The sequence below is a fragment of the Flavobacterium sp. GSA192 genome (assembly GCF_006386525.1).
Taxonomy (GTDB): Bacteria; Bacteroidota; Bacteroidia; order Flavobacteriales; family Flavobacteriaceae; genus Flavobacterium; species Flavobacterium commune.
On record NZ_VAHC01000005.1, the window covers coordinates 20,054 to 45,933 of the forward strand.

The following is a 25,880-nucleotide window of genomic DNA, read 5'->3' on the forward strand; positions in this document are numbered from 1 at the left end:
TATAAAAATGTATATTTGTTTAATGATATACTTAAATAGATGAACAATATAAAAAATGTTTTTAGTATAAAAGACCTTGAAAATCTTTCAGGTATTAAGGCGCATACCATTCGTATTTGGGAAAAAAGGTATCAGGTTCTTGAGCCTATGCGTACCGATACCAATATTCGTTTGTATGATTTAGTTAGTTTACAGAAATTGCTAAATATTACTTTTTTGCATGAGTATGGTTATAAAATTTCTAAAATTGCTAATTACTCAGAGGGAGAAATTCAGGCGTTGGTAAAGCAAATTATTTCAGCTAAAAATGCTAAAAATCATGCTATTAATGCTTTTAAAATGGCGATGATGAATTTTGATCAACAGCTTTTTTTAAACACTTACAATTGGTTAGCGGAAGAAAAGTCATTTAAAGAAATTTTTTATCAGGTATTTATTCCTCTTTTGGATGAAATTGGTTTGTTGTGGCAAACGGATACAATTTCACCTGCTCATGAGCATTTTATCAGCTATTTGATAAGGCAAAAAATCATTTTAAATTCCGAGAAGTTACAATTTTTAGAACCCAAAAAGCAAGACAAGGTTTTTGTGTTGTCACTTCCGTTGAATGAAATTCATGAATTAGGTTTAATGTATTTGCATTATGAAATACTTTTAGAAGGTTACAAAAGTATTTATTTAGGTGAGAGTATGCCAATCGATAGTTTGAAAGATTTGAAAAAACATTTTGATGCTATCGTATATGTTTCCTGCCTGACTGTAAAGCCTGACAGAGATCAGGTAAATGAGTATGTTCAGGAAATGGTAAACGAATTGTTAGATGAAAATACCGAGTTGTGGTTCACAGGGCGTTTGGTTTCCTGTATTAATTCGGAAACACTTTTAGAGAAAGTGTCTGTTTTTAATTCTATGGCAGAATTAACATCAAGATTGTAGTTTTGTTTAATATTTTTGTATATTTGTTAAACAAATGAAAAAGAAAATTACAATTATAGGCTCAGGGTTTTCCGCATTGTCTGCTGCTTGTTATTTAGCAAAAAGCGGACATGATGTTTTGGTTTTTGAAAAAAATGAATCCATTGGTGGTCGGGCAAGACAATTAAAAAAAGACGGTTTTACATTCGATATGGGGCCCAGTTGGTATTGGATGCCGGATGTTTTTGAACGTTTTTTTGCCGATTTTGGAAAAAAGACAAGCGATTATTATGAGCTGGTAAAGTTGTCGCCAGCTTATAGGGTTTATTTTGGAATCAACGAGTTCATAGCTATAGCCGATAATCTGGACGAAATAGTTTCCACATTTGAAGCTATCGAAAAAGGAAGTGGAAGAGTGCTTCGTGAATTTATAGCCGAAGCCAAAAGTAATTATGATATTGCTATTAAAGATTTGGTGTATCGTCCGGGAGTTTCTCCGCTAGAATTGGTCACTGTAGAAACCACTAAGAAAATCGGACAGTTTTTTAGCAACATCAGTCGGGATGTTCGCAAGAAATTCAAGAATGAAAGATTAATTCAAATATTAGAATTCCCCGTTTTGTTTCTTGGAGCCAAACCATCTGATACGCCTTCTTTTTATAGTTTTATGAATTATGCCGACTTTGGTCTTGGAACCTGGCATCCAAAAACGGGAATGTTTGATGTGGTTCGGGCTATGGAAAGTTTAGCAACCGAATTAGGAGTGCAGTTTTTTGTCAATTCGAATATTGAAAAAATAATTGTCGAAAATAAAACAGCCATAGCTATCGTTGTCAATGGAGAAAGAATTGAATCTGATTTGGTTTTAAGTGGTGCCGATTACCATCACACCGAAACTTTATTGGATAAGGAACATAGAATGTATTCGGAGCAATATTGGGAATCTCGTGTTTTTGCACCTTCGTCGTTGTTGTTTTATGTAGGTTTCAATAAAAAAATCGAAAACATTTCGCATCACGCCTTATTTTTTGACACTGATTTTTACCAGCACGCAAAAGATATTTATGACGAACCACAATGGCCAGTCGAACCGTTGTTTTATGCTAATTTTCCATCATTGACTGATAAAACGGCAGCACCGGACGGAATGGAATCAGGGTTTTTCTTAGTACCATTAGCACCGGGAATCAATGATTCAGAAGAATTGCGAGTAGAATATTTTGATAAAATTATAGATCGCTTTGAAAAGTTAACGCAGCAAAATATTAAAGAGAATATTATATTTAAGGAATCCTTTTGTAAGAACGATTTTGTAGAACAATACAATTCGTATAAAGGAAATGCTTACGGAATGGCGAATACTTTATTACAAACAGCTTTTTTAAGACCAAAACTAAAGAGTAAAAAAGTTCGTAACTTATATTTTACAGGACAATTAACCGTTCCTGGGCCTGGAGTTCCACCGGCATTAATTTCGGGAAAATTAGTGTCTGATTTGATAGATAAACAATTTCTAAAACAATATTTATGAAGCAATTATTTGACGATGTTTCTTTTAAATGCAGTAGGTTAGTGACTAAAAACTACAGTACTTCGTTTTCATTGGCGGTATATATGCTTTCGCCAAGCATCAGAGATGCTATTTACAGCATTTACGGATTTGTGCGTTTTGCAGACGAAATTGTCGATTCTTTTCATGGTTTTGACAAAGAAAATTTAATCAACGATTTCGAAAAAGAATATTACAAAGCCTATAATTCCGGCATAAGTTTGAATCCTATTTTGAATTCGTTCCAGCAAACGGTTAATCAATATAATATTTCAGACGATTTGATTCAGGCTTTTTTGAAGAGCATGAAAATGGATTTAATCAAATTAGATTACAATTCTAAAGACGAATACGAAGAATACATTTACGGTTCAGCCGATGTGGTAGGCTTAATGTGTCTGAAAGTTTTTGTGTCCGGAAAAGAACATAAGTATGAGGAATTGAAAGACGAAGCCATGCGATTGGGCTCTGCTTTCCAAAAAGTAAATTTCCTTCGCGATTTAAGAGATGATAATTTGATTCTGAATCGGAATTATTTTCCGGGAGTCGATTTGAATTCTTTTGATGAAAATGCAAAAAAAGCCATCATTAATGAAATCAAAGAAGATTTCAGAATTGCCTATCAGGGAATTGTTAAATTGCCTATCGAAGCTAAATTTGGCGTTTACACGGCTTATGTGTATTACAAAAAGCTATTAAAAAAACTCGAAAACACACCATGTAAAGAGATTGGAAATGCCCGAATCCGGGTTTCTAATTATACTAAAGCTACGCTTTTAGCACAATCTTTCGTTACTTATAAGTTGCGACTGGTCGAATAAATAAACGATTTTAAATACTAAAAAATGATTTCATTTTTAATTACATTGGGCGTTTTTCTTTTTATGGAATGTGTCACCTGGCTCACGCACAAATACGTGATGCACGGGCTCATGTGGTATTTTCATGCCGATCATCACCAACCCAAGTACGAGCATATTTTTGAACGCAACGATATCTTTTTTGTCATTTTTGCCATTCCCAGCATCGTACTTTTTTACTTTGGTGTCGAGGGCGGAATCAACTATTTATTTTTCATCGGTCTGGGAATTACTATCTATGGTTTTTGTTATTTTATGATTCATGACGTTTTGATTCATCAGCGTTTCAAGTGGTTTAAAAACACTAAAAACAAATACCTGATTGGTTTACGCAAAGCCCATAAAGTACATCATAAACATTTGGGAAAAGAAGACGGAGAATGTTTCGGGATGCTTTTTGTCCCATTTAAGTATTTTAAAATGTAGCATAATTAGGGCGTTACCTTTTTTAAAAACAAGAAAAATGTTTTTTAAAAAGGTCGGGCTATTCGTTACAATCTTTATGTTTTTAAAGAAAAAACATAAAGGATTTTCACTACTATCCCTAACGCAAACCTCACTTGGTCTAAAAAATAAACCCATGAAAGTATATTCTAAACAAACAGTTCAACATGTCAATGCTTCGATTGAAGAATGTTGGGCATTTTTTTCCAGTCCACGCAATCTGCAAAAAATAACTCCCAAAACTATGGGATTTCAAATCACTGATTTTGACGAAAAAAACATGTATGCCGGTCAAATCATTCAATACAAAGTTTCTCCGCTTTTGGGAATCAAATTACCTTGGGTTACTGAAATTACCATTGTTAAAGAAGGCAGTTATTTTATAGACGAACAACGTTTTGGGCCTTATGCTTTATGGCATCACAAACATTTTTTTGAACCGACTGAAAACGGCGTAAAAATGACCGATTTGGTTCATTATGCGTTGCCTTTTGGATTTCTTGGTCGTATGATGAATACTTTGGTTGTTAAACACAAACTCAAAGAAATATTTGAGTACAGGGAGAAAAAAGTTAACGAAATTTTCAATTCTAAATAATGGCAAAAACAGCGGTTTCTATTTTTTGGTTCAGACGTGATTTACGACTCGAAGATAACATTGGATTATTTCATGCTTTAAAATCTAATTTTCCGGTAATCCCATTATTTATTTTTGATGAAGCTATTCTGGATTCTTTACCTAAAGAAGATGCAAGGGTCGCTTTTATCCATGAATCACTTTCTAAAATAAATAGTCAACTTAATGAAATAGGAAGTTCTATTTTAATCAAAAAAGGAAAAACGGTAGTAGTTTGGCAGGAATTAATTAGTGAGTTCGATATAAAAGAAGTTTTTTTCAATAAAGATTACGAACCTTTTGCTATCAACCGCGACGAAGCCATTTGTCAATTATTAGATACCAATAAAAGCATAAGCTATTGTTTTAAAGATCAGGTCATTTTTGAAGAAAAAGAAATCACAAAAGCTGATGGATTGCCCTATACGGTTTATACGCCTTATAAAAATAAATGGTTGGAGAAGTTTCAAACAATGACTCCGCTCAGGGAATATGATACTTCTGAGTTGTTTTCTAATTTTTATAAAAGCAATTTCAGTTTTCCTTCCTTGGAACAAATTGGTTTTGAAAAAAGCACAATAAGAGTAAAGCCATTTTCTCTCGATAATCTTAAGAATTATCAGGAAACCCGCGATTTTCCGGCGGTAGATTCCACTTCGTATTTGTCGCCACATTTGCGTTTTGGAACGGTAAGCATTCGAAAAATGGTCAATTTTGCAGCAAAAACAAATCAGGTTTTTTTGAGCGAATTGATTTGGCGTGAGTTTTTTATGCAAATTCTCTATCATTTTCCAAAAGTGGTGACCCAGAATTTTAAATCCGATTATGATGGAATTCAATGGCGCAATAATGAGGAAGATTTTAAACGCTGGTGTGCCGGAAACACAGGTTATCCAATGGTCGATGCCGGAATGCGTCAGCTGAATGAAACAGGTTATATGCACAATCGTGTTCGTATGGTTGTTGCAAGTTTTTTGTGCAAACATTTGTTGATTCAATGGCAATGGGGCGAAGCTTATTTTGCCGAGAAATTATTGGATTATGATTTGTCGGCCAATGTGGGCAACTGGCAATGGGCAGCCGGAACAGGCTGTGATGCAGTCCCTTATTTCAGGGTTTTTAATCCTGAAATTCAATTAAAAAAGTTTGACGAAAAAGGAATTTACATCCGTAAATGGATTCCTGAATTCGATTTAGGCTACGGCGAACCTATGGTTGATCATGCTATGGCAAGAGACAGAGCTATTGCTACTTACAAAGCTGGAATTTTGAAGTGATTTAATTTTTAAAACATATAAGTTATATAAGTTTTTAACCATTAAGGAATTAAGTTTTATTTAGCTTTCTTTTACTTAATTGAACTTGATTTTTTAATGGTTGGCTATTTTTATTTGCTTAAGCTTATATGGCTTATATGTTTTAAAAAATCAGCGAATCAATCTTCGCAACATCCCCTTAAAAATAAACCCATGAAACGGTAAAACAGAATACCAGTACAATTTTCCGCCAATTCCTCTTGGTCTGAATGTCGCTGATTGATACAGTGTATTTCCTATAATTTTGAATTCGAGCCAGGCTTCTCCCGGGAGTTTCATTTCGGCAAATAAAATTAATTTACCTTCTTCTTTATCGGCATACAAAACTCTCCAAAAATCCAATACATCGCCTGAATGAATACTATGTTTATTGGTTCGTCCTCGTCTTAGTCCTACACCTCCAAATAATTTGTCAATAAATCCTCTGATATTCCATAACCAATTTCCATAATACCAGCCCGTTTCCCCACCTATTGACCAAATACGTTCAATGGTGAAATCACGGTTCATGATTTCCATTTTCCGTCTATCAATAAAACAATCTTTTTTAGGGACTTTCAGGTATTCCGAAATATTGTTGCTAAATCTTCCACTGATTAAGGAATCTTTCCAACTGGATGCTACTTGGTCTTCTTCTACTTTTATCAAAGCTCTTGATAAAGCTTGCTCGTAAGTCATGGGTTGGACTCCTAATAAATCGTTGATTTTCGTATCTTGGCAAATCACTTCTACTTTCATGCTGCTGACCAATGCTGTAGCGAGTTTATAAGAAGTTGAGGTCACAAAATACAGCCAGTAAGATGACAATTTGGGTGTCATTACTGGAATTGTTAAAATCCATCTTTTTAGGTTTTTAGCTTTGGCAAAACCCAATAACATTTCTTTGTAGGTCAGAATATCAGGGCCGCCAATATCAAAACTCTGATGATAGGTTAGGGGATTCAGCAAGGATTTGGTGAGGAATTCCAATACATCAGTTATAGCAATGGGCTGACATTTGGTATTCAGCCATTTTGGCGTAATCATTACAGGAAGTTTGTTTACTAAATCCCGAATAATTTCAAAAGAAGCACTGCCTGAACCCACAATAATTCCAGCTCTTAAGGTGGTTAAAGCAAAAGTGCCTGTGCCTAAAATTGTCTCCACATTTTTTCGGGAAGATAAATGTTTGGAGAGCGATTGGTCATTTACTATTCCGCTCAAATAAATTACTTGTTTGGCAGAAGTTTGATTGAGTCTTTCTACAAAATTTTTAGCCGAAATACTTTCTAACTCATCATAATTGGAAGCAGCACCCGACATGGAATGTATGAGATAATAAGCGGCATCAATATCGTTTGGGATGGCATTTAAACTATGCTGATTTAGAAAATCAATTTCAATCGCGCTGACGTTATTTTCAAATTCTTTGGGACAATAAAACCGGTTTTTATCTCTTACGCAACAAATAACTTCGTGTCCCTGTCCTGCCAAAATAGGCAGGAGCCTTTTCCCGATGTAACCTGTTGCGCCTGTTAAGAGAATTTTCATGGTTTTTAATTTAAAATTAGCTTAATTTATTAGAAACTAAACTGATAAATTCTTTTCTGGTTTTGTCTTTTTCAAAAGCACCCGTGAAAGAAGAAGTGGTGGTAACAGAATTTTGTTTTTGAATTCCTCGCATTTGCATGCACATGTGCTGTGCTTCAATAACAACGGCAACACCAAGCGGATTCAAGGCTTCCTGAATACAATTTTTAATTTGATCGGTCAACCGTTCCTGAACCTGCATTCTGCGGGCGTAGGCATCAACCACTCTTGGAATTTTACTCAGTCCTACAATTTTGCCATTCGGAATGTATGCTACATGAGCTTTTCCAAAAAAAGGTAACATGTGGTGTTCACACATCGAATATACTTCGATGTCTTTTACCACAATCATTTGCTGGTGTTCTTCGGTAAATAAGGCTGATTTCAATATTTCTAATGGATCCAATCCGTAGCCATGAGTTAAATATTGCATGGCTTTGGCTACACGTTCCGGTGTTTTTTCTAGACCTTCTCTAGTTACATCTTCACCTAAATTATCAATGATTATTCTATAATTATCTGCCAGTGATTCTGTTATTTCCGTATCGTATTGTTCGATCTTTTCGTAACTTTTCATTTCTTTTATCATGTTGTTTTGTGTTTAAATTTTAAAAGTTACTATTCCGTAATCCATTTCAAAAATCTGTCCTGAAATGGATTTTGCTTTTTCTGAAATTAAAAAATCAGCCATATCGGCAACTTCTTCCGGTTTCAAATAGCTTTTCATCGGATGACGTTCTATCATATTTTCTTTCATTCGATCATTTCTAAGAATATTAGCCGAAAGTGAAGTTTCAGTAATCGTAGGAGCAATGGCATTGATGCGTACTACTGAAGCCAATTCGGCTCCCAACGATTTTACCAGTCCTTCAACTCCTGATTTTGCCGTTGCAATACTGGCATGAAACGGCATTCCTAATTTGGCCGCCACTGTGCTAAATAAAAGAATCGATGGATGATTTCCTTTTTTCAATTGAGGCAAGTATTTCTGAATACATTTAACGGCTCCAATAACATTTATTTCAAAATCATTTCTAAAATCGTCTATGCTCAAACTGCCGATAGGTTTCAGGTTGATGGAACCGGGGCAATAGATTAAGGTGTCAATAGATTCAATTTCAGGAAGTACATCTTGTAATATGTCAATGCTGTAATGTTTAAGATTAGTATGTGTAGTCTCAGGCGCATTTCTGCTGATGTTATAAATGAAATTAGTTGCTAGTTGTTGTTGCAGAATCGTATTTCCAATTCCTTTGCTGCCTCCTATGATGACGATGTTTTTCATGGTTGAAATACTTTTTTATCGAATTATCGTTTCGAAATTTTGTTGTTGTTAATTTGTCTCTGTCTGCTGCATTTAAAACGACCTTCATTGAAAATCCTCAGTTTTTCGTGTTTTGTTTTACGGCCTTGAACCCTTTCGCGCCACATTCTAAAACTAGAAGCTTTCATTTCGGTGCGCATCAGCTCGATAACTTCTTGTTCTTTTAGTCCGAATTGCAGTTGAATTGCTTCAAAAGTGGTTCGGTCTTCCCAGGCCATTTCTATAATACGGTCTTTGTCTAAATCAGTAAGTTCTTTTTTTGTAGTCACGATATTTTTTATTTGAATTTGAAATTTATTTTTGCTGTTGCAATTAGGACTTAATTATTATTCATTATCGCCAATATCCGCCATGGTGTGTAATTTCAGGATACGGAAACTTTCTTCTTTTACTAATGGATTCTTTTTCATTTTCCATAAAAAATCACTGGCAAATTTTCGTGTCCGTTCCATATCAACAATTGGTTTCGGATAGTTGATGCCTATTTCAAAATTGTTAAATTTTTGGTCTAAATAAGTCATTTTATAGGGTTCGTGTACAAATGCTGTTGGCAAATGACTTAATTCCGGTACCCATTTTTTTATAAATTCACCATCAGGATCGTGCTCGTAACTGTTTTTTATGGGATTGTAAATGCGTAACATATTGACTCCGGTTTCACCGGCCTGCATTTGCAACTGTGGAAAATGAATTCCGGGTTCAAAATCCAAGAACATTTGTGATAAATGTTGTGTCGCTTCCTGCCAGGGCTGCCATAAATTATGTGTGAAAAATGAAACTAACATGGCGCGCATTCTAAAGTTCAGATAACCGGTCTCATTCAGGCAGCGCATTGAAGCATCAATTAGCGGAAATCCTGTTTGTCCTGTTTTCCATGCTGAAATATAATCGGGTTTGATTTTCTTTTTTAGCAAATGAAAGCCTTTGTTGATACTTTCAAACTCCATGATTTCTTCCATTTCAAATTTTTGAATGAAATGTGCCTGCCAGGTAAGTCTGGATACAAAAGAATCGATTTGTTTTTTATGGCTGCAAGTCAATCTAAACGTTGCCACTTTTTGCAAAACTTGTCTGGATGATAGATTTCCCCAGGCAATGTAAGGAGATAATCTGCTGCAACTTCTTCTCGCTAATACAGGTTTTGAGATATGTGAACTATAATTGTAATAGCGTTCTTCAAGGAAATTTTCTAAATATTTATAGCCCATTGCACTGCCCCCTTTTTGGAAAACAGTATCTGGAATAGTTTCTAAATTCGTTTTTTCTAATGTCTTTTCGAGTTCATTTATTGCTTCCGAGGAGAGAAAATTTTCTGCTTTCGGATCAAAAATAAATAGGGGAGCGTTCATGTATTTTTCCCATTTAGAAACCCAATCGTTTCGGTCTTTCAATCCTCTGAAAATTCCATTGTTAATATTCTCGACCCAATTGATTTGATTGTTTTTACAAAATCGTTTGAAAGCTTTATCTCTTTCGTAAGTGATTTTTAAACCGGTTTCCTGATGCGAAAAAACAGTATCTATCTTGTAGAATTCCTGAAGCGTATTGAAAACAGCATTCACTTCTGAAGTTACTGCCAAAACATGGGTATTTGATTTTTTTAATTGTTTATTGATGTCAACAAGAGATTGTTTGATAAAATTCCAGTGCCTTGGGCTATAATGTGGATCATTTTCCAAAGATTTTTCAAAAACATATAACAACAATGTAGGTTTACCTGACTGTACAGCATTAAAAATCGCTTCGTTATCCTGTAAACGAAGGTCTCTTTTAAACCAAACCACATTTATTTGTTCCTTTTGCATTTTTCACTACAATATTTGACTTCATCCCAAACTTTTTCCCATTTTTTCCGCCAATTAAAAGGTCGCTTGCAAACCAAACATATTTTTGACGGAAGATTTTCTTTTTTCATTATTTGTATTTTTCGAAAGCATTCACCACAATTTCTGCTTTCAAATCAAACATTAGGTTGTACAAACCAAAGAAGGTTCGGTTCATGTAAATAAAATGTTTCGAACCGCGATTCCCATTCATTTTTTTAAGATTGGTGTCTTTAGAAAAACGTTCACCCAATTGTGCTATGTTTTCAAAGAATACTTCATCCGAAAAATCGAAGGTTTCCGTTTGAAAGGGTTTAGTAAACAGCGATAACAAATCATAGAACATTTGCGTGAAATAGGCAATTTCTTCTTTGCTGTCATCGGTTCTAAGAATTTCCAATTCGAATAATTTTTCTCTAAAAAGCTTTTGGTTATCAATCACTTCCTTGTTGATTAACTCAAAGTACGGAATATAGAAATCAGTTGGAATTTGTTTCATACAACCAAAATCAAGAGCAACCAATTGGTTTTTGTCATTAATCAGAAAATTTCCGGGATGTGGATCGGCATGAACTTTTTTCAAAATGTGAATTTGATACATATAAAAATCCCATAAAGCCTGACCAATTTTATTGGCAATTTCAGGATCTGAATTTTTAAATTCCGATAAATGAACGCCAGTCATCCAATCCATCGTGATGATTTTCTCTGAAGAATATTCAGGATAATACTCCGGGAAAACCAGATTATCAATTTTTTTGCAAGCATCCACTACCTCCTGACTTTGTTTGAGTTCCAATAAATAATTGGTTTCCTCAATTAGTTTGTCTTCGACTTCTTTGAAATATTTATCAGAATCTTTTCCTTGTAGATTAAACATTCGGATAGCAATAGGTTTTACCAAAGCCAAATCGGACGAAATACTATTGGCAACACCCGGATATTGGATTTTTACCGCCAGTTTTTTGTTGTTTTTTACCGCCAAATGCACCTGACCAATACTCGCCGCATTAACCGAATTTGGATTGAACTCGTCAAAAATTTCATAAGGCGTTTTGCCAAAATTATTCTTGAAGGTTTTCAATACTAAAGGAGCCGAAAGGGGAGGAACTGAAAATTGGGACAAAGAAAATTTCTCAACATAAGCCTGTGGCAGGAAATTCTTGTCCATGCTTAGCATTTGGGCAACTTTTAAAGCGCTACCTTTTAAACTTTTTAGTCCATCATAAATATCTTCGGCATTTTCTTCATTGAGTTTATCGCGACTCAAATCAGAATTGACCATTTTTTCGCCGTAATATTTCAGGTAATTCACGCCTACTTTAGCTCCTGTTTGTACCAGTTTTGTAGCTCGCTCAATTTTTGAAGTTGGAATGTAGTCGATTGTTTTCATTATTTAGCTTGCATTTTTTCTTTAAAAATAAATTTCCCAAAATCGATAATGCTATTGATAGGTGCGGTATTCAGTAATTCGAAACTTAGTTTTACCGATTTTTCGATAAAAATGTCTGTTTTTTCAAAATTTGCTGATCCATCTTCGAGCCAAAATTTCAGTGTAAATAAAAATTGTATCCAAGCCGTTTCCTGAATAGCTTTTTCTTGAAAATTCTGAATTTTTTCTTGTTGAATTCGGAAGTCATCAGTAGTTATTTCTGCAATAAATTTTTTAAAGTGGGTTCTCAATCCTGAAAGTTTCATCAGGTTTTTTAACTGATTTTTGTCTTCATTCAAACTCATGCTTACATAACTTCTGTTAGCAGTGAGCAATTCGAAAAAAGTAAAATAAAAGCTCAGTAGTTTACTTTTCATATCGTATGATTCGTAATTACTGTCTTTGTGTAATAATTCGATGGTTTTTTCAAAAAACTGATTGTAAATTTCTTTTTCAATACTTTCTAAAGTTCCAAAAAATGAATAGAATTCTGTTTCTGTAAATCCATGATTTTTAGTGAATTGATATACTGATTTTGGTTTCTCATTGTTTTCTAAAGTAGCATCCATATACATGGAGACAATGGACTCTTTGCTTATTTTTGTTTTTTTAGTTGCCATGTTGCTTTCTGTTTTTTATTGGTTTATAAAGATACTAAAATGTTTAATGATTTTGTGTTAATGTTAAACAAAATATTTTTATCTTTGGTTAAGATGTAAAAACTATTGTAATGAAAAAGAATGTATTGATTACTGGCGGAACCGGATTTGTAGGCAGGCATTTGACTAATTTGCTGGTTGCAAATGGTTTTTCGGTATCTGTTTTGAGTAGAAGTAAAAGAGTAAATACTGCCAATGTTTTTTATTATAAGTGGGATGTGGAAAAGCAGTTTATTGAAGAAGAAGCGATTCAAAGGGCTGATTTTGTCATTCATTTGGCTGGAGCCAATATTGGTGAAAAACGCTGGACTAAAAAGCGCAAAGCAGAGATTTTATCCAGTAGAGAACAGGCCGCACAATTAATTTACAATTCATTATTAAAATGGAATAAGAATCTGGAAGCTTTTGTTTCGGCTTCGGCAGTGGGGATTTACGGAGCAATTAATGGTCGGGCAATTTGTAATGAAAATATGCAGCCTGCAAATGATTTTTTAGGATTGACTTGTCAAAAATGGGAAGCAGCAGCAAATCAATTTGAAAAACTAGGAATTCGTACCGTTAAAATTCGTACTGGTTTAGTTTTAGGAAAAGAGGATGGTTTTCTGAAAAAGTTAGTTCCTATTTTCAAATTAAGACTGGGTTCTGCTTTAGGTACAGGAAAGCAATACATGCCTTGGATTCATGTTGACGATTTGTGTCAAATTTACCTGGAAGCCATAAAAAATCCGATGTTCTCAGGAGCTTATAATGCTGCAATTACGGATGATACTACTAATGAATCATTTTCTAAAATATTGGCAAAAGTTTACGGATACAAAATTTGGTTGCCTAATGTGCCTCCAATGCTAATAAAAATAGCTCTGGGAGAAATGTCAAAACTGGTTCTAACAGGCAGAAGAGTTTCGAATGAAAAAATAAAACAATTGGGTTTTCAATTTCAGCATGAGGATTTAGAAACCGCAATCAAAGAGTGTTTGTTAAAATAAAATTACTTTAAATCGACGTTTAATGCTACGTTAACCGTTTTAGAAATTTTGTTTTTTACTATAAAAGGAATTTCAATTTTAAAATCCTCTGTGTTCAATGAGAAATGTGATTGAACAGCAATTGAATTAGTAGCCGTTTTATGAATTAATGCAAGAACTCTAATGTTTTTAGTTACGCCATGAATCTGGATTTTTCCTTTGATGTAATAACGCCCCGGAGTAGTATTGATTTTGTTGGCGGAAAATTTTTCAATCCCACCTTTAAAAACGGCTTTGGGATATTTTTTACTTTCCATATAATTGGCATTAAAATGATCCTGCATCAAACTTCTTTCAAATTTGAAATCTTTGATGAATACAATAAAATGAATGTTATTGTTTTTTGTATTTAAAGTTCCAATAACCTGATTGTTTACCGCTTCAACAGCTTCGTAAAAAGGAACTGATGCTTCAAAAGTAATGTTTCCATTAGTTACTGTTTTTTTATCCTGAGCAACTATGGAAATACTGAAAATAAATAAAAATGCGAGTAGAAAATTTTTCATGGCAGCTTCATTTTTCTACTTAAAGTTAGAAAAAAAAGTCAAAAAATCCTAATAAAACTGCAGTGAAAATGAAGTAGAATAACGTTTTTTAATGCTTTTTATCTATTAATTTCAATCTATTAGATTATCATCTTTTTTTGCTCTTGCAATAATACTTTCCGGAAGTGCTTTTTTTGCTTTAGCACCCATTTTTTTGAGTTTTTCAACTCTGGTAATCAGGTTTCCGCTTCCTTCAACCAGTTTGTTCATGGCACCGCTGTATTCAATTTTGGTTTCATCGATTTTCTTTCCAATTTTGATTAAATCGGCTACAAAACCTTCAAATTTATCATACAAAGCTCCGGCCTGACGCGCAATTTCGAGTGCGTTTTCCTGTTGTTTTTGGTTAGTCCACATACTGTCTATAGTGCGCAAAGTGGCTAATAAAGTGGCAGGAGTTACAATTACAATATTCTTTTCGAATGCTTTATTGTATAAACTGGTGTCTTCGTTTAAAGCGATGGCAAAAGCGGGTTCGATAGGAATAAAAAGCAGTACAAAATCAGGGCTTTCAATTTGGTACAAATCCTGATAATTTTTGTTGCCTAGTTGCTCCACGTGGCGTTTGATGGAATTGACATGCTCTTTTAAATAGCTGCTTTTTAAATCATCTTCCTCTTCATTGATGTATTTTTCATAAGCGGTCAACGAAACTTTAGAATCCACAATCATTTTTTTTCCATCGGGTAAATTAATCACGACATCAGGAATCACACGATTTCCATCTTCGGTAGCAAAACTTTGCTGTACTTCGTATTCACGCCCTTTTTCCAGACCTGATTTTTCCAGAACACGTTCTAAGACTAATTCGCCCCAGTTTCCTTGCATTTTACTGTCTCCTTTTAAGGCTTTAGTCAGGTTCAGGGTTTCTTTGCTCATTTGAATATTCATTTCGCGTAAGCCTAAAATTTGTTGGCGTAAAGCCGCATGATAATCGATGCTTTCTTTGTGGGTGTCTTCGACTTTCTTTTCGAATAACTGAATTTTATCCTGTAAAGGCGACAGGATATTTTTCATGTTTTCTTTATTTTGTTCGGTAAATTTATTTGATTTCTCGTCTAATATTTTGTTGGCCAGATTTTCGAATTCTTTGGTGAATTTTTCCTGTAATTTCTCCACTTCGTCTTTTTGTTCTTTATTTCGTTCCCAAAGATTTTCAAAATCGACTTCTTTTTTCGAAAGCTGGATTGCCAGACTGTCTTTTTCGTTTCTGATGGCTTCTTTTTCCTGATTGATGATTGCTAATTGTTTTTCGAATTGCATTTTGTCATTCGAAAATTGCTCTTTCAATTGATTGATTTGCGAAGTTAGGGCAATTAGTTTTTCTTCTAAACTTGTTTTTTCGGACTGAAAACGGGCAGAAAAAATCAATTTTCCAATAAAAATTCCAATGGCGAGCGCAACAATAAAAGACAATAAAAACGGAAACAAATCAGACATGGCTAAAGTTTATAAGTAAGTACGCAAAAATAGAGATTAATGCCGATTTTGAGCATTTTTTTATTCGAATCAAATTGTTTTTTTTTAAACTTTTCACGCAACCATTTTTAGAATGGCTTGTCTATTTAATAGTAAACAAAGTAGCGGTATGAGAAAAGTTAAGCATTTATTCTGGAGTGTTTTGATGCTCTTTCTTACTTTCTGTTCTTTGACAAATGACGGAAAGAATACTCAGGATAGTAGTGCTATTGTGGGAACCTGGTATTGGCAGGAATCTAAAGGAGGAATTAGCGGAAAGGAAATAATAACGCCAAAAACCACAGGAGTAAATAAAAAATTAGTTTTTGCAGCCAATAAAAAAGTTACTGTTTTTACTAATGATATTGAAACAGGAAATTATACCTACAAAATAGCAAAAGGAAATAGTTTTTTAGACCATAAAGAGCATTATTTGCTGACTTTTAGTGAGATGAGTTATGTGATTCAGTATATAGACAAGCGGCGTTTGAGTATTCAGGATAATTTTGTTGATGGCTATGTTTTGACTTATACAAAGTAATTTTAAGTTATGAATGTTTAAATTTGTTAGCGTTAAACCGTTTTTAAGAGTTATTTTTTGAAAGAACCAATAGAGCATTATATAAGGCAATGTATTGAAAATGATAGAGGAGGACAACAGAAGATTTATCAGTTGTTTGCTCCTGTATTGTATGGTCTTTGCATCAAATACATGAAGAATGAAGAGGATGCCAAAGATGTTTTTCAGGAAGCATTTGTAATTGCTTTTCAAAAAATAAGTCAGTATCGGTTTGAAGGCAGTTTCGAAGGTTGGCTGAAACGTATTTTTATCAATAAACTGATAGAGACCCTCAATAAGAGAAAAAGGGAAATGCCTTTTTTGGATGTACTCCATCAGGAAGATTTTGTTGATGAAGAACAGGAGATAGATTCATTTTCGATACCCCAGGAAAAATTATTAGAATTCATTCAGCATTTACCCGATCAATACCGACTGGTTTTTAATCTTTATTTTTTCGAAAAAATGAAACACAAAGAAATTGCCAGTTTATTGAATATTTCCGAAGGAACTTCTAAATCCAATTTGAATCGGGCAAAAAGTAATTTACAAAAGAAAATATTAGCGTTAATGGCTTCAAAGGATGCTTAAAAATAGCAGTTATGAAAAAAGATAATATAGAAAAATTATTTTCTTCGTTAGAAGATTTTTCTAAAACTCCTCCGGATGATTTATGGAAAGGAATTGAGGAGAAATTAGATAATTCGAAAACTAAAAAGAGATTTCCTTTCTGGTGGTCTATAGCAGCAACTTTAGTTGTTGGATTAGGACTTTTGGCTACTTTTTATTCTCATCCTGATACCAATTCGATAACAATACCTGATGAATCTAAAAACGGAGTGGTCAATCAGTCAGGATCAACAAACGCTCAGGAAAAAGAAAATGTTGCGAATGAAGCAGAAGCAGCAAAGAATGATTTGGATAAGCCATTTTCAAATTCAAATGCGACTGTTGAAACTAAAACACAAGAGCCTGTAACTAACGCAAAATCATCTGTTATTAATTTGAATAATCGAAAAATAACCAATTCAAATACAGCGGCTGTAGCGGTAATTACAAACCCAAACACAGTTGTTTCAGCTAATAAAAATGAGACTATACCTCAATCAAAAGAAATCAAAAGTGCTGAAAAAGCAGTTTTGACTCAGCCAAATCCAATTGCGGAACAAAATAAAAAGATAGTTGAAAAATCAGCTGTCGAAGATAAAATAAAAGAAAAATCGGCAACAATTGAAGAAAAAGAAAATGAGTTGGCTGCAATAGAAAAAGAACTGCAAAAGAAAGACAAAACAGTTTCAACAACAGATAAGTGGTCGTTACAGCTTTTTGCAGGAATAAACAATTCGCAAAACATCAAGAATCAAAAATCCTTGGGAAATACAATTGAATCTCAAAGAGGACACAGCTATGGAGTGAAAACTAATTACAAACTCAATCGTCGCTGGGCGGTAAGCACTGGTTTGAAAGTGAGTGAATTGGGGCAGCAACTGGCTAATGTTTCTTATGTTAATTCGGCTAAAAGTCTGGTTAGTATTGCTAAAGAACCCATGAGTGCGCCTCAGTTAAAAGGTTCAATTGTTGCCAATACAAATTATTTGTTTATCCCAAAAACAGCCGATAATTCTAAAAATGTATTGAGTAGTAATAATTTTTACGAAACCGGAAATTTATCGCAACGCGTACAATATCTGGAAATGCCAATAGAGATTTCTTATTCGATTTTAAACAAGGGAAAAACACATATTAATATGAATACCGGAGGCTTTGTGGGAAAAGCAATTTCTAATAAAGTCTTGCTCGACAATAGCTCCATAGGGGAAAATCAGGATATAAATGAGGTCGTTTTTGGAACGGTTTTGAGTAGTACTTTGCAATATGAATTATTCAAAAAGACAAAAGTTTTTGTAGAGCCCGGAATGAATTATTATACCCAGCCTGCGCAAAATCAAAATTTCAATCAATTCCAGTTGATTTTTAATTTTGGATTAAATGTGTCTTTTTAATTCGTTTCAAAATGGGTTAACACTGCGCTGATTTGTGTATTTTTGCGCAAATTTCATCTTTTAGCATGTCGCATCATCATTTTATTCTTCATAAACCCTATGGTTATTTGAGTCAGTTTATTTACGAATTGAAACGAAAAAAGAAATTATTAGGGGAATTACATGATTTTCCCGAAGGGACAATGGCTATTGGGCGATTAGACGAAGACTCCGAAGGTTTATTGTTGTTGACTACTGATGGAAAAATGAGTGAGTACATTCGTTCCCGAAAAGTCGATAAAGAATACTATGTTCAGGTGGATGGTATCATTACTCAGACAGCTATTGACGAAATAAAAAAAGGAGTCGAAATAGGTTTTAATGGAACTAAATACATTACAAAACCCTGCGAAGCCAGATTGATTCACAAAATCCCTAATTTTGGCGCAAGAGGTAAGAAAATCCGTGATGAACGTCATGGTCCTACTTCCTGGGCTTCGATAACAGTTAATGAGGGAAAATTTCGTCAGGTGCGAAAAATGACATCGGCTGTTGGTTTTCCTACTTTGCGTTTAGTGCGTGTGCGGATTGGCAATGTACATTTGAACAATTTGCAATCAGGAGAAGTGATTGAAGTTGAAAATTTCAATAGCAATGACAATAATCAATAACAGAATAAACAAATCAATAATAATGCTTAACATCGTTTTAGTAGAACCTGAAATCCCTAATAATACTGGAAATATTGGTCGTTTGTGTGTAGGAACCGAAAGCCGTTTGCATCTGATTCATCCGTTTGGATTTGTAATCAACGATAAAAATTTGAAACGTTCCGGTTTAGATTATTGGGTGCATCTTGATGTTACTGAATATCAAAATGTAGCCGAATGGATGGCTCAGGTTCCTGATCAATCCCGTGTTTTCCTGATGAGTTCCCATGCTGAAAAATCCTATTTGGAAAATGAATTTCAGGATGGAGATTGGTTGGTTTTTGGTAAAGAAAGCGTTGGTTTGAGTCAAGAATTTCTGGAGTTATTCGATAAAAAGAATCAATTGACAATTCCGATGTCTTCTTTAATTCGAAGTTTTAATATTGCTAATTCGGTGGCTTTTGTGGTTGGAGAAGCGAAGAGACAGATTTCAGTAGGCAGAAAATAGATTTCAGTAGGCAGAAAATAGATTTTAGAATATAGAAAAAAGATTTCAAAACTAAGGACTAGGAACTACTAACTAAGGACTTAAAAAAACTAACTAATTACAAACTTTCCTTTTGTAGCATCAAAAACAATATGTTCGTTTTTGAACAAGGTATTGAAACTTCCCTTTGAAATAAAATTACAAGGTTCATCTTGGACTACAGTTTCAGGAGTCATGATGATCATTTCGTCACTCAGTTGAATCGCCATATCAATATCGTGGGTTGAAAACAAAATACATTTTTGAGTTTCCTGAGTGAGTTTTTTCAAAAGTTTGAATAAGGCTACTTTGTGCAGTAAATCCAAATGGGTGGTGGGCTCGTCTAAAATAATCAGCGGAGTATCCTGTGCCAGCGCTCTTGCTACAAGCACTTTTTGTAATTGTCCATCACTTATTTCATAATGTCTTTTGGAAGCCAAATGTTCAATTTGCGTAAGCACTAAGGCGTGGTTTACTTTTTCAATATCTTCATCAGCTAAGGTGCCAATCCAGTTGGTATAAGGTTGTCTGCCTAAGGCGACTAATTCAAAAACGGTTAGATTACTTGGTGGTAATTTTTCGGTTAAGACAACGCTTAAGTTTTTGGCTAAAGCCAAAGCATTCATTTCGTGAATGTTTTTTCCGTTCAAGAAAACAGTTCCATTAATCGTTTTTTGGATTCCGGTAATGGTTCGTAATAAGGTTGATTTTCCAATACCGTTAGCACCAACTAAAGCAATGAGTTTGCCTTTTTCTAAGGTCAAATCAATATTAGAAGCAATAACAGTCTGCTCTTTTTTATGAGTATAGCCAATGCTTATTTGCTTCGCTTGTAATATGATGTTGGAAGTACTCATTTTAATTATTCTACTAATGAAAATTGAGAATCGTAAAGGTTTTTATAGTAACCGGATTCTTTGTTAATTAATTCTTGATGCGTTCCTTCTTCCACAATTAATCCTTTGTCCATAACCACAATTTTATCAGCATTGACAATAGTTGCCAGTCGGTGGGCAATAACAATCGATGTTCTTCCTTTAGTTATGGTTTCAGTGGCACGCTGAATTAATTCTTCCGAATAGGTATCGATTGATGAGGTTGCTTCGTCCAAAATTAAAATACTTGGATTACTCACATAAGCTCTTAAAAAAGCAATCAGTTGGCGTTGTCCTGAAGACAACATCACACCGCGTTCTTTTACGTCAAAATCATAATTATCAGGTAAACTCATAATAAAATTATGAACGCCTATTTCTTTTGCGGCAGCATACACTTTCTCTCTTGTAATTTCAGGATTGTTGAGCGTGATATTATTGTAAATGGTATCTGCAAATAAGAATACATCTTGTAAAACGATTGCAATTTGTTTTCTAAGCGAACTCAAAGTGTAGTTTTCAATATTCTCGTTATCAATGCAAATGGTACCACTTTTTATTTCGTAAAAACGATTCAATAAGTTGATTATAGTTGATTTTCCTGCTCCGGTTGAACCTACAATTGCAATTGTTTCGCCAGAGTTTACGCTTAAATCAATACCTTTTATTACTTCTTCATTTTCAATATAACTGAAACGAACGTCTTTAAATTGAATGTTTCCATCAAAAACAGGCGCTTCAATTTTCCCGGTATCCTGAATTTGATCTTGGGTGTCAATAATTTCAAAAACACGATTGGCAGCAATCATTCCCAGTTGCATCTCGTTGAATTTATCCGCAATTTGGCGCAAAGGGTTGAATAACATCCCGATGAACATGGTATAAGAAAACAAATCTCCAAAAGTGGTAAAATTATCGCCATTCAGGATTTTGATTCCTCCGTACAACACAATAAATCCAAGTGTTAGTGACGAAATAATATCGGCAATAGGGAAGAAGATGGAGTTGTAAAGAATGGTTTTTATCCAGGCATTTTGATGTTTTTCGTTAATGTCTTTAAATTTTTCCGATTCAATTTCTTCACGGTTGAACAGTTGTACAATCTTCATTCCGGTAACGCGTTCCTGAACGAAAGTGTTCATGTTGGCAATTTGCGTTCGTACTTCTTCAAAGGCAACCTGCATTTTGCGTTGGAAAATTCGGGTAATAAAGACTAAAATTGGCATAGCAATAATTACAATCCAGGTCAGTTTCCAGTTCATGTAAAACATAAAAAGGAGTACCACGACCATTTTCATCAAGTCACTGATGATCATGAATAGACCTTGACTAAAAATACGTGCAATAGATTCAATATCAGAAACTGAACGGGTTACCAATTGGCCTACAGGAACCAAATCAAAATACTTCATTCGGAAACTCAAAATGTGTTTGAATAATTTAATGCGAATGTCTTTGACAATATCCTGTCCCAGCCAGTTTGCCCAATACACAAAATAAAATTGAGAAAAAACCTCCAGTAAAAGCACAATTCCCATCAAGCTAACGTAAAATAAAAGTCCTTGAGCATCTTCAGTCTGAATATAATCATCAACTGTTCGTTTTAATAAATACGGGCGTAAAGCTGCAAAAACAGATAAGGAAATGGCAAAAATAACCACACCGTTATAACGCCATTGGTATGGCTTTGTATATTGTAGTATTCGTTTGAATAATCGAGTGTCAAATGCTTTTGCTTTCATTTTTTTATTTTAGTCCTTTAGCTCTTAGTTTTTAGTACCTAGTCCTTAGTTTTTAGAATTTAAAACTAAGGACTAGGTACTAAGTACTAATTGTCTAAATAAGGATATTCAATTTTAGTTAAATACAATCCGTGAGCCGGTACCGAAAATCCCGCTTTTTCTCTGCTTTTACTTTCGATAATTGTATTAAAATCGGCTAATGTTATTTTGTGTAAACCAATATTAATCAAGGTTCCAACTATAGAGCGTACCATATTTCTCAAAAATCGATTGGCTGAAATGGTAAAAATTAGTTTGTTTCCTTCCTGTTTAGCTTCGCTCTGTTCGGCTCCGCCTCGAGTCCAGTAAGCTTCAAAAATAGTACAATCAAATGTGTTTACATCTGTTTTTACCTTAGAGAAACATTGAAAATCAGTGTGGTTAAGTAATAGTTTTGCTGCTTTATTCATTAAATCAACATCTAATTCTTGATGGAAATACCAACTTTGTTCTTGTGAAAAAGCGTCTTTAAAAACATTGATATGGTATTCATAAGTTCTTTTAGTCGCATCAAAACGACAGTGTGCTTCACTGTCAACAGGGAAAATTTGATAAATAACAATATCTTTAGGAAGATAAGAATTGAGTTTGTGAATTAATTTTGGAATGTCAAAAGCTGCTTCAAAATCAAAATGAGCGTACATTTCTCGGGCATGAACCCCGGTATCCGTGCGTCCGGCACCCATAAGGTTAATCTCGGAACTTAATAGAACCGAAAAAGCTTTATTCAGTGTTTCCTGTACCGAAGCGGCATTAGGCTGAATTTGCCAACCATGATATGGTGTTCCGTTATAGGCTAATTTTATAAAATATCTCAAGTTTTTAATCTCAAAGTTTAAGGATTTCAAAGGTACAAAAAAGTAACTAAGGTGCTTAGTGACTAAGATACTAAGTTTTTGTTAAGAGATGCCTGATGACGCATTTGATAACAGGACATTCGCTTTTAAAAAGTATTCGCTGCTGATTTTGTACCTAAAACTTTGAAATTATCTTTTTTTGAACCTAAGGAAAACCTAAGTACCTTAGCATCCGAGAATCTTAGACTCGAAGAAAATGAAAAAAATACTTTTGCTTTCGGATACCCATAGTCATATTGATGATGCTATTTTAAAATATGTACAACAAGCCGATGAGGTTTGGCATGCGGGAGATATTGGTGATTTGGAGGTAACGGATACTATTAAAAAATTCAAGCCGTTGCGAGCTGTTTATGGTAATATTGATGATGCCCAGGCGCGTTTGGAATTTCCGTTACACAATCGTTTTATGTGCGAAGAAGTATCGGTTTGGATTACACATATTGGTGGTTATCCGGGTAAATACAATCCTAATATAAAAGCCGAAATAACGGCTAATCCACCACAATTGTTTATTTGTGGGCATTCGCACATTCTAAAAGTTATGTTTGATAAAAAACACAATCTTTTACACATGAATCCCGGAGCTTGTGGTAAAAGTGGTTTTCATCAAGTGCGTACAATGCTGCGTTTTGTAATTGAAGGTGATAAAATCAAAGATTTGGAAATTATCGAAATTGAAAAAAGAGTCTGATTAACTTTTGTAATCAATAGGAGCGATAATTTCAATTGTGGTTCCTTGATTGGGTTTAGAAATAATAGTAAACTTTCCTTCCATTGTGTTAATTCGGGCTTTAATTTGATTTAATCCAAATCCCTCTATGGTTTGGTATTGGTTGATTTCGAATCCTACGCCGTTGTCTTTTACTACAATATGCAGTTGTTTGTTGAGTTCTTTTAAATGCAGTTTTGCTTTATTAGCTTCGCTATGATTGGTAATGTTGTTTAATAATTCGCTAACAATAAAATACATTTTCATTTCGTAATCTTCATCATAGCGCGTTTCGTCCGAAACATCACTGGAATAATGAAAATGAATGGTTGAATTAGAATTCATTTCGCATAAATCATTTAAGGCATAAAATAAGCCAAAACGAGCCAATAAAGTTGGTAAGAGACGATGTGATAAATCTCTGATTTTGTAATGTGTTTGGATAAGGATAGCCTTTGTTTTTGTAATTTCCTCGCTATTGCTCTGGTTTTTTGTAGAAAAAATAGTCAGGTGCATGGCCGCCGAAGAAAGTAATGCGCTAATATTGTCATGCAAGAACGAAGCGATTTTTTTGCGCTCCATTTCTTGTCCGTTAATCGAAGCTGTAATGATGTTTTCCTGAATTTTACTTTCAATATCTTTGAGGTTGTTAGTTTGTTTCAGTTGTTTGTTTTGAAAATACAAATATGAAAAAACAATAAAAAGGAGTAATATCGTAATTATGATGATGCTGATAAATTTGTTTTTAGATTGTTTTTCTAATAAAATTTGGTGACTGGTTTTGTATTCTGTTTTAATGTTGTCAATTTCTCTTTTGTATTCATCAATTTCCAGATTGATTCCGGCAATATTAATTTTTTTTAATTTTTCTTCATCATTAAGTTTTGCGGTAAGTTCGTTGTAAGCATAAAGATTTTCATAGGCTTTTTTGAATTTTTTTATCTTGAATAAAAATTTAGAATATTCCTGATGAGCAAAAGATAAATCAGATTTTTCATTGCTTTTTTGTCCTAATTCGATGGCTTTTTCAAAATAATAATGTGCTTTTTGGGGATTGTTAGCGTGGGAGTAATACATACCGTTGAGCATATTTAGTGCCACAATAGTTGTTTCATCACCATGAATTTTATGGTGTTTATTGATGTATTTTAAGTAAGGAAGTCCTTTGTTGAATTTTCCAATGTCAAAATAAGCCCAGCTAATATTGAGTTTTGTGAAAAGAATTTCAGAGGAATCGGCAATTTTGCTGCTGTATTCTAATGATTTTTTATAATAATAAATTCCTTTGGCATATTCTTTTTTATCAAAACAATAAATGTTTCCCAAATTATTGTTGATCCAGTTTTTAAGATGATTATTGTTGGTTTTGTCAGCATAGATAAGTCCTTTTTTATAATAAAATAAAGCTTTTTCAAATTCGGCTAACTGGTCAAAATTAGCAGCAATGGTGTTGTAACATGCTGCGATTAAATTATTGTCTTTTAGTACTATAGCTTGGCTTAAGGCTTGTCTGGAAAGAATTAATGATTTTTCGTAATTCTCGTTTTTCATTAATAGTGTAGCCTTTTGTGCTAAAGATTTTGTTTGTTTTTGCAAATTTTCTGCCTGTGAAAATAGGTTAGTCGTACTTAAAAAAAGTAGTAATAACAAGCTATAAATGCGTTTGTAAGGCATGGTGAAAAAGGAGAATGACTTTAAGGATTGATGAGGTTGTGTTTCAAAGCAAATTTAACTAAGCCAACCATGTTTTTAGCTTTTAATTTTTTCATAATATTTTTGCGGTGGGTTTCTACGGTATTAGTGCTAATGAATAGTTGGTCCGAGATTTCTTTTCCGCTATATTCCAATGCGATTAAAGTAATGATTTCTATTTCACGATTGCTTAATTGAAAATCAAGTTCTAGTTTGGTTTTGTTGAGTTTAGTATTATTTTTTGTAGCCGAAGAAAATATTTTTTCCCGCACCTGATCACAAAAATATTCTTCATTTTTATTGACGGTTTGTATGGCTTCCACAATGTTTTCGCAGGCACATTGTTTAGTTAAATAACCACTGGCACCTAATTTCATAACTTCCTGAACGATTTTAACATCATCGTAAGCCGAAAGTACAATTACTTTGCATGGGTATCCTTTTTTAGCAAATTCTTTCAGTACTTCGATGCCATCTTTTTCGGGCATACTGATGTCTAAAACTAAAATATCGGTAGAGTTGTTCGTTACTTCTTCGTAAAGAACGGTTCCTTTTAAGGAAAAACCAACGACATTAAAGTAAGGAACAGCATTCAATAAAGTACGCATACCATTGATTAATACTTGATGATCGTCGGCTAAATGTATTCGTATTGGGGTTTCCATAGGTGATTTCTAATAAACCAAATGTATTGAAAAAAAAGACTACAAA

28 protein-coding genes are annotated in these 25,880 nt (G+C 33.9%); 13 read left to right on the forward strand and 15 right to left on the reverse strand.

The annotated features are described in order from the left end of the window. Positions 1-39: 39 nt before the first annotated feature. The 6 genes from FDM27_RS11005 to FDM27_RS11030 all read left to right on the forward strand — a co-directional run bounded on the left by FDM27_RS11005 (position 40) and on the right by FDM27_RS11030 (position 5,661). Entirely contained in the window at positions 40-936 is an 897-nt protein-coding gene (locus FDM27_RS11005; RefSeq protein WP_071183634.1) for a MerR family transcriptional regulator, read from the forward strand. A 34-nt stretch (positions 937-970) separates the two neighbouring features. Further along, positions 971-2,446 carry a phytoene desaturase family protein gene (locus FDM27_RS11010; protein ID WP_140486481.1) on the forward strand — a complete coding sequence of 492 codons (1,476 nt, stop codon included), beginning with the start codon at positions 971-973 and terminating at the stop codon, positions 2,444-2,446. Further along, positions 2,443-3,285 carry a phytoene/squalene synthase family protein gene (locus tag FDM27_RS11015; RefSeq protein ID WP_140486483.1) on the forward strand — a complete coding sequence of 281 codons (843 nt, stop codon included), beginning with the start codon at positions 2,443-2,445 and terminating at the stop codon, positions 3,283-3,285. The genes FDM27_RS11010 and FDM27_RS11015 overlap by 4 nt, the downstream gene beginning before the upstream one ends. A gap of 24 nt (positions 3,286-3,309) precedes the next feature. Further along, entirely contained in the window at positions 3,310-3,750 is a 441-nt protein-coding gene (locus FDM27_RS11020) for a sterol desaturase family protein (protein ID WP_071183631.1), read from the forward strand. A 154-nt stretch (positions 3,751-3,904) separates the two neighbouring features. Further along, on the forward strand, positions 3,905-4,366 hold the full coding sequence (locus FDM27_RS11025; protein ID WP_071186077.1) for an SRPBCC family protein: 462 nt from the start codon (positions 3,905-3,907) through the stop codon (positions 4,364-4,366). Further along, entirely contained in the window at positions 4,366-5,661 is a 1,296-nt protein-coding gene (locus FDM27_RS11030; RefSeq protein ID WP_140486486.1) for a cryptochrome/photolyase family protein, read from the forward strand. Before FDM27_RS11025 ends, FDM27_RS11030 begins: the two co-directional genes overlap by 1 nt. Before the next feature lie 150 nt (positions 5,662-5,811). On the opposite strand, the gene FDM27_RS11035 is transcribed toward FDM27_RS11030, so the two are convergent. From FDM27_RS11035 to FDM27_RS11070, 8 genes are read right to left on the reverse strand one after another with little or no spacing between them, the layout of a single operon-like run. Next, the gene (locus FDM27_RS11035) at positions 5,812-7,230 is read right to left on the reverse strand and encodes an SDR family oxidoreductase (RefSeq protein WP_140486488.1); all 1,419 of its coding nucleotides are present in this window, start codon (positions 7,228-7,230) and stop codon (positions 5,812-5,814) included. Positions 7,231-7,246: 16 nt separating this feature from the next. Next, on the reverse strand, positions 7,247-7,858 hold the full coding sequence (gene folE, locus FDM27_RS11040; protein WP_232227126.1) for a GTP cyclohydrolase I FolE: 612 nt from the start codon (positions 7,856-7,858) through the stop codon (positions 7,247-7,249). A 12-nt stretch (positions 7,859-7,870) separates the two neighbouring features. Next, entirely contained in the window at positions 7,871-8,554 is a 684-nt protein-coding gene (locus FDM27_RS11045; protein ID WP_140486490.1) for an SDR family NAD(P)-dependent oxidoreductase, read from the reverse strand. Between the two features lie 23 nt (positions 8,555-8,577). Then, on the reverse strand, positions 8,578-8,862 hold the full coding sequence (locus FDM27_RS11050) for a TIGR03643 family protein (RefSeq protein WP_083382030.1): 285 nt from the start codon (positions 8,860-8,862) through the stop codon (positions 8,578-8,580). 57 nt (positions 8,863-8,919) lie between these two features. After that, the gene (locus FDM27_RS11055) at positions 8,920-10,398 is read right to left on the reverse strand and encodes a cryptochrome/deoxyribodipyrimidine photo-lyase family protein (RefSeq protein ID WP_071183627.1); all 1,479 of its coding nucleotides are present in this window, start codon (positions 10,396-10,398) and stop codon (positions 8,920-8,922) included. Beyond that, the gene (locus FDM27_RS11060) at positions 10,380-10,508 is read right to left on the reverse strand and encodes a DUF2256 domain-containing protein (protein WP_071183626.1); all 129 of its coding nucleotides are present in this window, start codon (positions 10,506-10,508) and stop codon (positions 10,380-10,382) included. The genes FDM27_RS11055 and FDM27_RS11060 overlap by 19 nt, the downstream gene beginning before the upstream one ends. Then, on the reverse strand, positions 10,508-11,809 hold the full coding sequence (locus FDM27_RS11065; RefSeq protein WP_071183625.1) for an ABC1 kinase family protein: 1,302 nt from the start codon (positions 11,807-11,809) through the stop codon (positions 10,508-10,510). The genes FDM27_RS11060 and FDM27_RS11065 overlap by 1 nt, the downstream gene beginning before the upstream one ends. Next, positions 11,809-12,468, reverse strand: coding sequence for a TetR family transcriptional regulator C-terminal domain-containing protein (locus FDM27_RS11070; protein WP_071183624.1), 660 nt, complete (start codon positions 12,466-12,468; stop codon positions 11,809-11,811). Before FDM27_RS11070 ends, FDM27_RS11065 begins: the two co-directional genes overlap by 1 nt. Positions 12,469-12,578: 110 nt before the next feature. Between FDM27_RS11070 and FDM27_RS11075 the strand changes: the two genes are divergently transcribed. Further along, positions 12,579-13,493: a TIGR01777 family oxidoreductase gene (locus FDM27_RS11075; RefSeq protein WP_140486492.1), complete on the forward strand. Its 915-nt coding sequence runs from the start codon at positions 12,579-12,581 to the stop codon at positions 13,491-13,493. A 2-nt stretch (positions 13,494-13,495) separates the two neighbouring features. On the opposite strand, the gene FDM27_RS11080 is transcribed toward FDM27_RS11075, so the two are convergent. Next, positions 13,496-14,038, reverse strand: a complete 543-nt coding sequence (locus tag FDM27_RS11080) for a YceI family protein (RefSeq protein ID WP_071183622.1) — start codon at positions 14,036-14,038, stop codon at positions 13,496-13,498. A gap of 111 nt (positions 14,039-14,149) precedes the next feature. Beyond that, positions 14,150-15,517 (reverse strand): DNA recombination protein RmuC, encoded by a 1,368-nt coding sequence (rmuC, locus tag FDM27_RS11085; protein WP_140486494.1) that lies wholly within the window; start codon positions 15,515-15,517, stop codon positions 14,150-14,152. 148 nt (positions 15,518-15,665) lie between these two features. Between rmuC and FDM27_RS11090 the strand changes: the two genes are divergently transcribed. The 5 genes from FDM27_RS11090 to FDM27_RS11110 all read left to right on the forward strand — a co-directional run bounded on the left by FDM27_RS11090 (position 15,666) and on the right by FDM27_RS11110 (position 19,234). Next, positions 15,666-16,076 carry a hypothetical protein gene (locus tag FDM27_RS11090; RefSeq protein ID WP_140486496.1) on the forward strand — a complete coding sequence of 137 codons (411 nt, stop codon included), beginning with the start codon at positions 15,666-15,668 and terminating at the stop codon, positions 16,074-16,076. Positions 16,077-16,133: 57 nt separating this feature from the next. Further along, positions 16,134-16,685, forward strand: a complete 552-nt coding sequence (locus tag FDM27_RS11095; protein WP_071183620.1) for an RNA polymerase sigma factor — start codon at positions 16,134-16,136, stop codon at positions 16,683-16,685. A gap of 11 nt (positions 16,686-16,696) precedes the next feature. Further along, positions 16,697-18,097, forward strand: a complete 1,401-nt coding sequence (locus FDM27_RS11100) for a hypothetical protein (protein ID WP_140486498.1) — start codon at positions 16,697-16,699, stop codon at positions 18,095-18,097. A 65-nt stretch (positions 18,098-18,162) separates the two neighbouring features. After that, positions 18,163-18,747, forward strand: coding sequence for a pseudouridine synthase (locus FDM27_RS11105; RefSeq protein ID WP_140486500.1), 585 nt, complete (start codon positions 18,163-18,165; stop codon positions 18,745-18,747). A 22-nt stretch (positions 18,748-18,769) separates the two neighbouring features. Next, entirely contained in the window at positions 18,770-19,234 is a 465-nt protein-coding gene (locus FDM27_RS11110) for a tRNA (cytidine(34)-2'-O)-methyltransferase (RefSeq protein WP_140486502.1), read from the forward strand. Between the two features lie 89 nt (positions 19,235-19,323). Here the strand turns inward: FDM27_RS11110 and FDM27_RS11115 are convergent, their stop codons facing one another. The 3 genes from FDM27_RS11115 to truA all read right to left on the reverse strand — a co-directional run bounded on the left by FDM27_RS11115 (position 19,324) and on the right by truA (position 22,726). Beyond that, positions 19,324-20,109 (reverse strand): ABC transporter ATP-binding protein, encoded by a 786-nt coding sequence (locus FDM27_RS11115; RefSeq protein ID WP_140486504.1) that lies wholly within the window; start codon positions 20,107-20,109, stop codon positions 19,324-19,326. Between the two features lie 5 nt (positions 20,110-20,114). Then, positions 20,115-21,869, reverse strand: a complete 1,755-nt coding sequence (locus tag FDM27_RS11120) for an ABC transporter ATP-binding protein (protein ID WP_071183615.1) — start codon at positions 21,867-21,869, stop codon at positions 20,115-20,117. 86 nt (positions 21,870-21,955) lie between these two features. Further along, complete coding sequence (truA, locus tag FDM27_RS11125) at positions 21,956-22,726, reverse strand: tRNA pseudouridine(38-40) synthase TruA (protein ID WP_071183614.1); 771 nt, start codon at positions 22,724-22,726, stop codon at positions 21,956-21,958. A 235-nt stretch (positions 22,727-22,961) separates the two neighbouring features. On the opposite strand from truA, the gene FDM27_RS11130 reads away from it, so the two are divergent. Further along, complete coding sequence (locus FDM27_RS11130) at positions 22,962-23,459, forward strand: metallophosphoesterase family protein (protein ID WP_140486506.1); 498 nt, start codon at positions 22,962-22,964, stop codon at positions 23,457-23,459. On the opposite strand, the gene FDM27_RS11135 is transcribed toward FDM27_RS11130, so the two are convergent. Together FDM27_RS11135 and FDM27_RS11140 are read right to left on the reverse strand one after the other, a co-directional pair. Continuing rightward, complete coding sequence (locus FDM27_RS11135; RefSeq protein WP_410503845.1) at positions 23,460-25,028, reverse strand: ATP-binding protein; 1,569 nt, start codon at positions 25,026-25,028, stop codon at positions 23,460-23,462. A gap of 143 nt (positions 25,029-25,171) precedes the next feature. Beyond that, complete coding sequence (locus FDM27_RS11140) at positions 25,172-25,834, reverse strand: response regulator (RefSeq protein ID WP_140486510.1); 663 nt, start codon at positions 25,832-25,834, stop codon at positions 25,172-25,174. Positions 25,835-25,880: the final 46 nt, after the last annotated feature.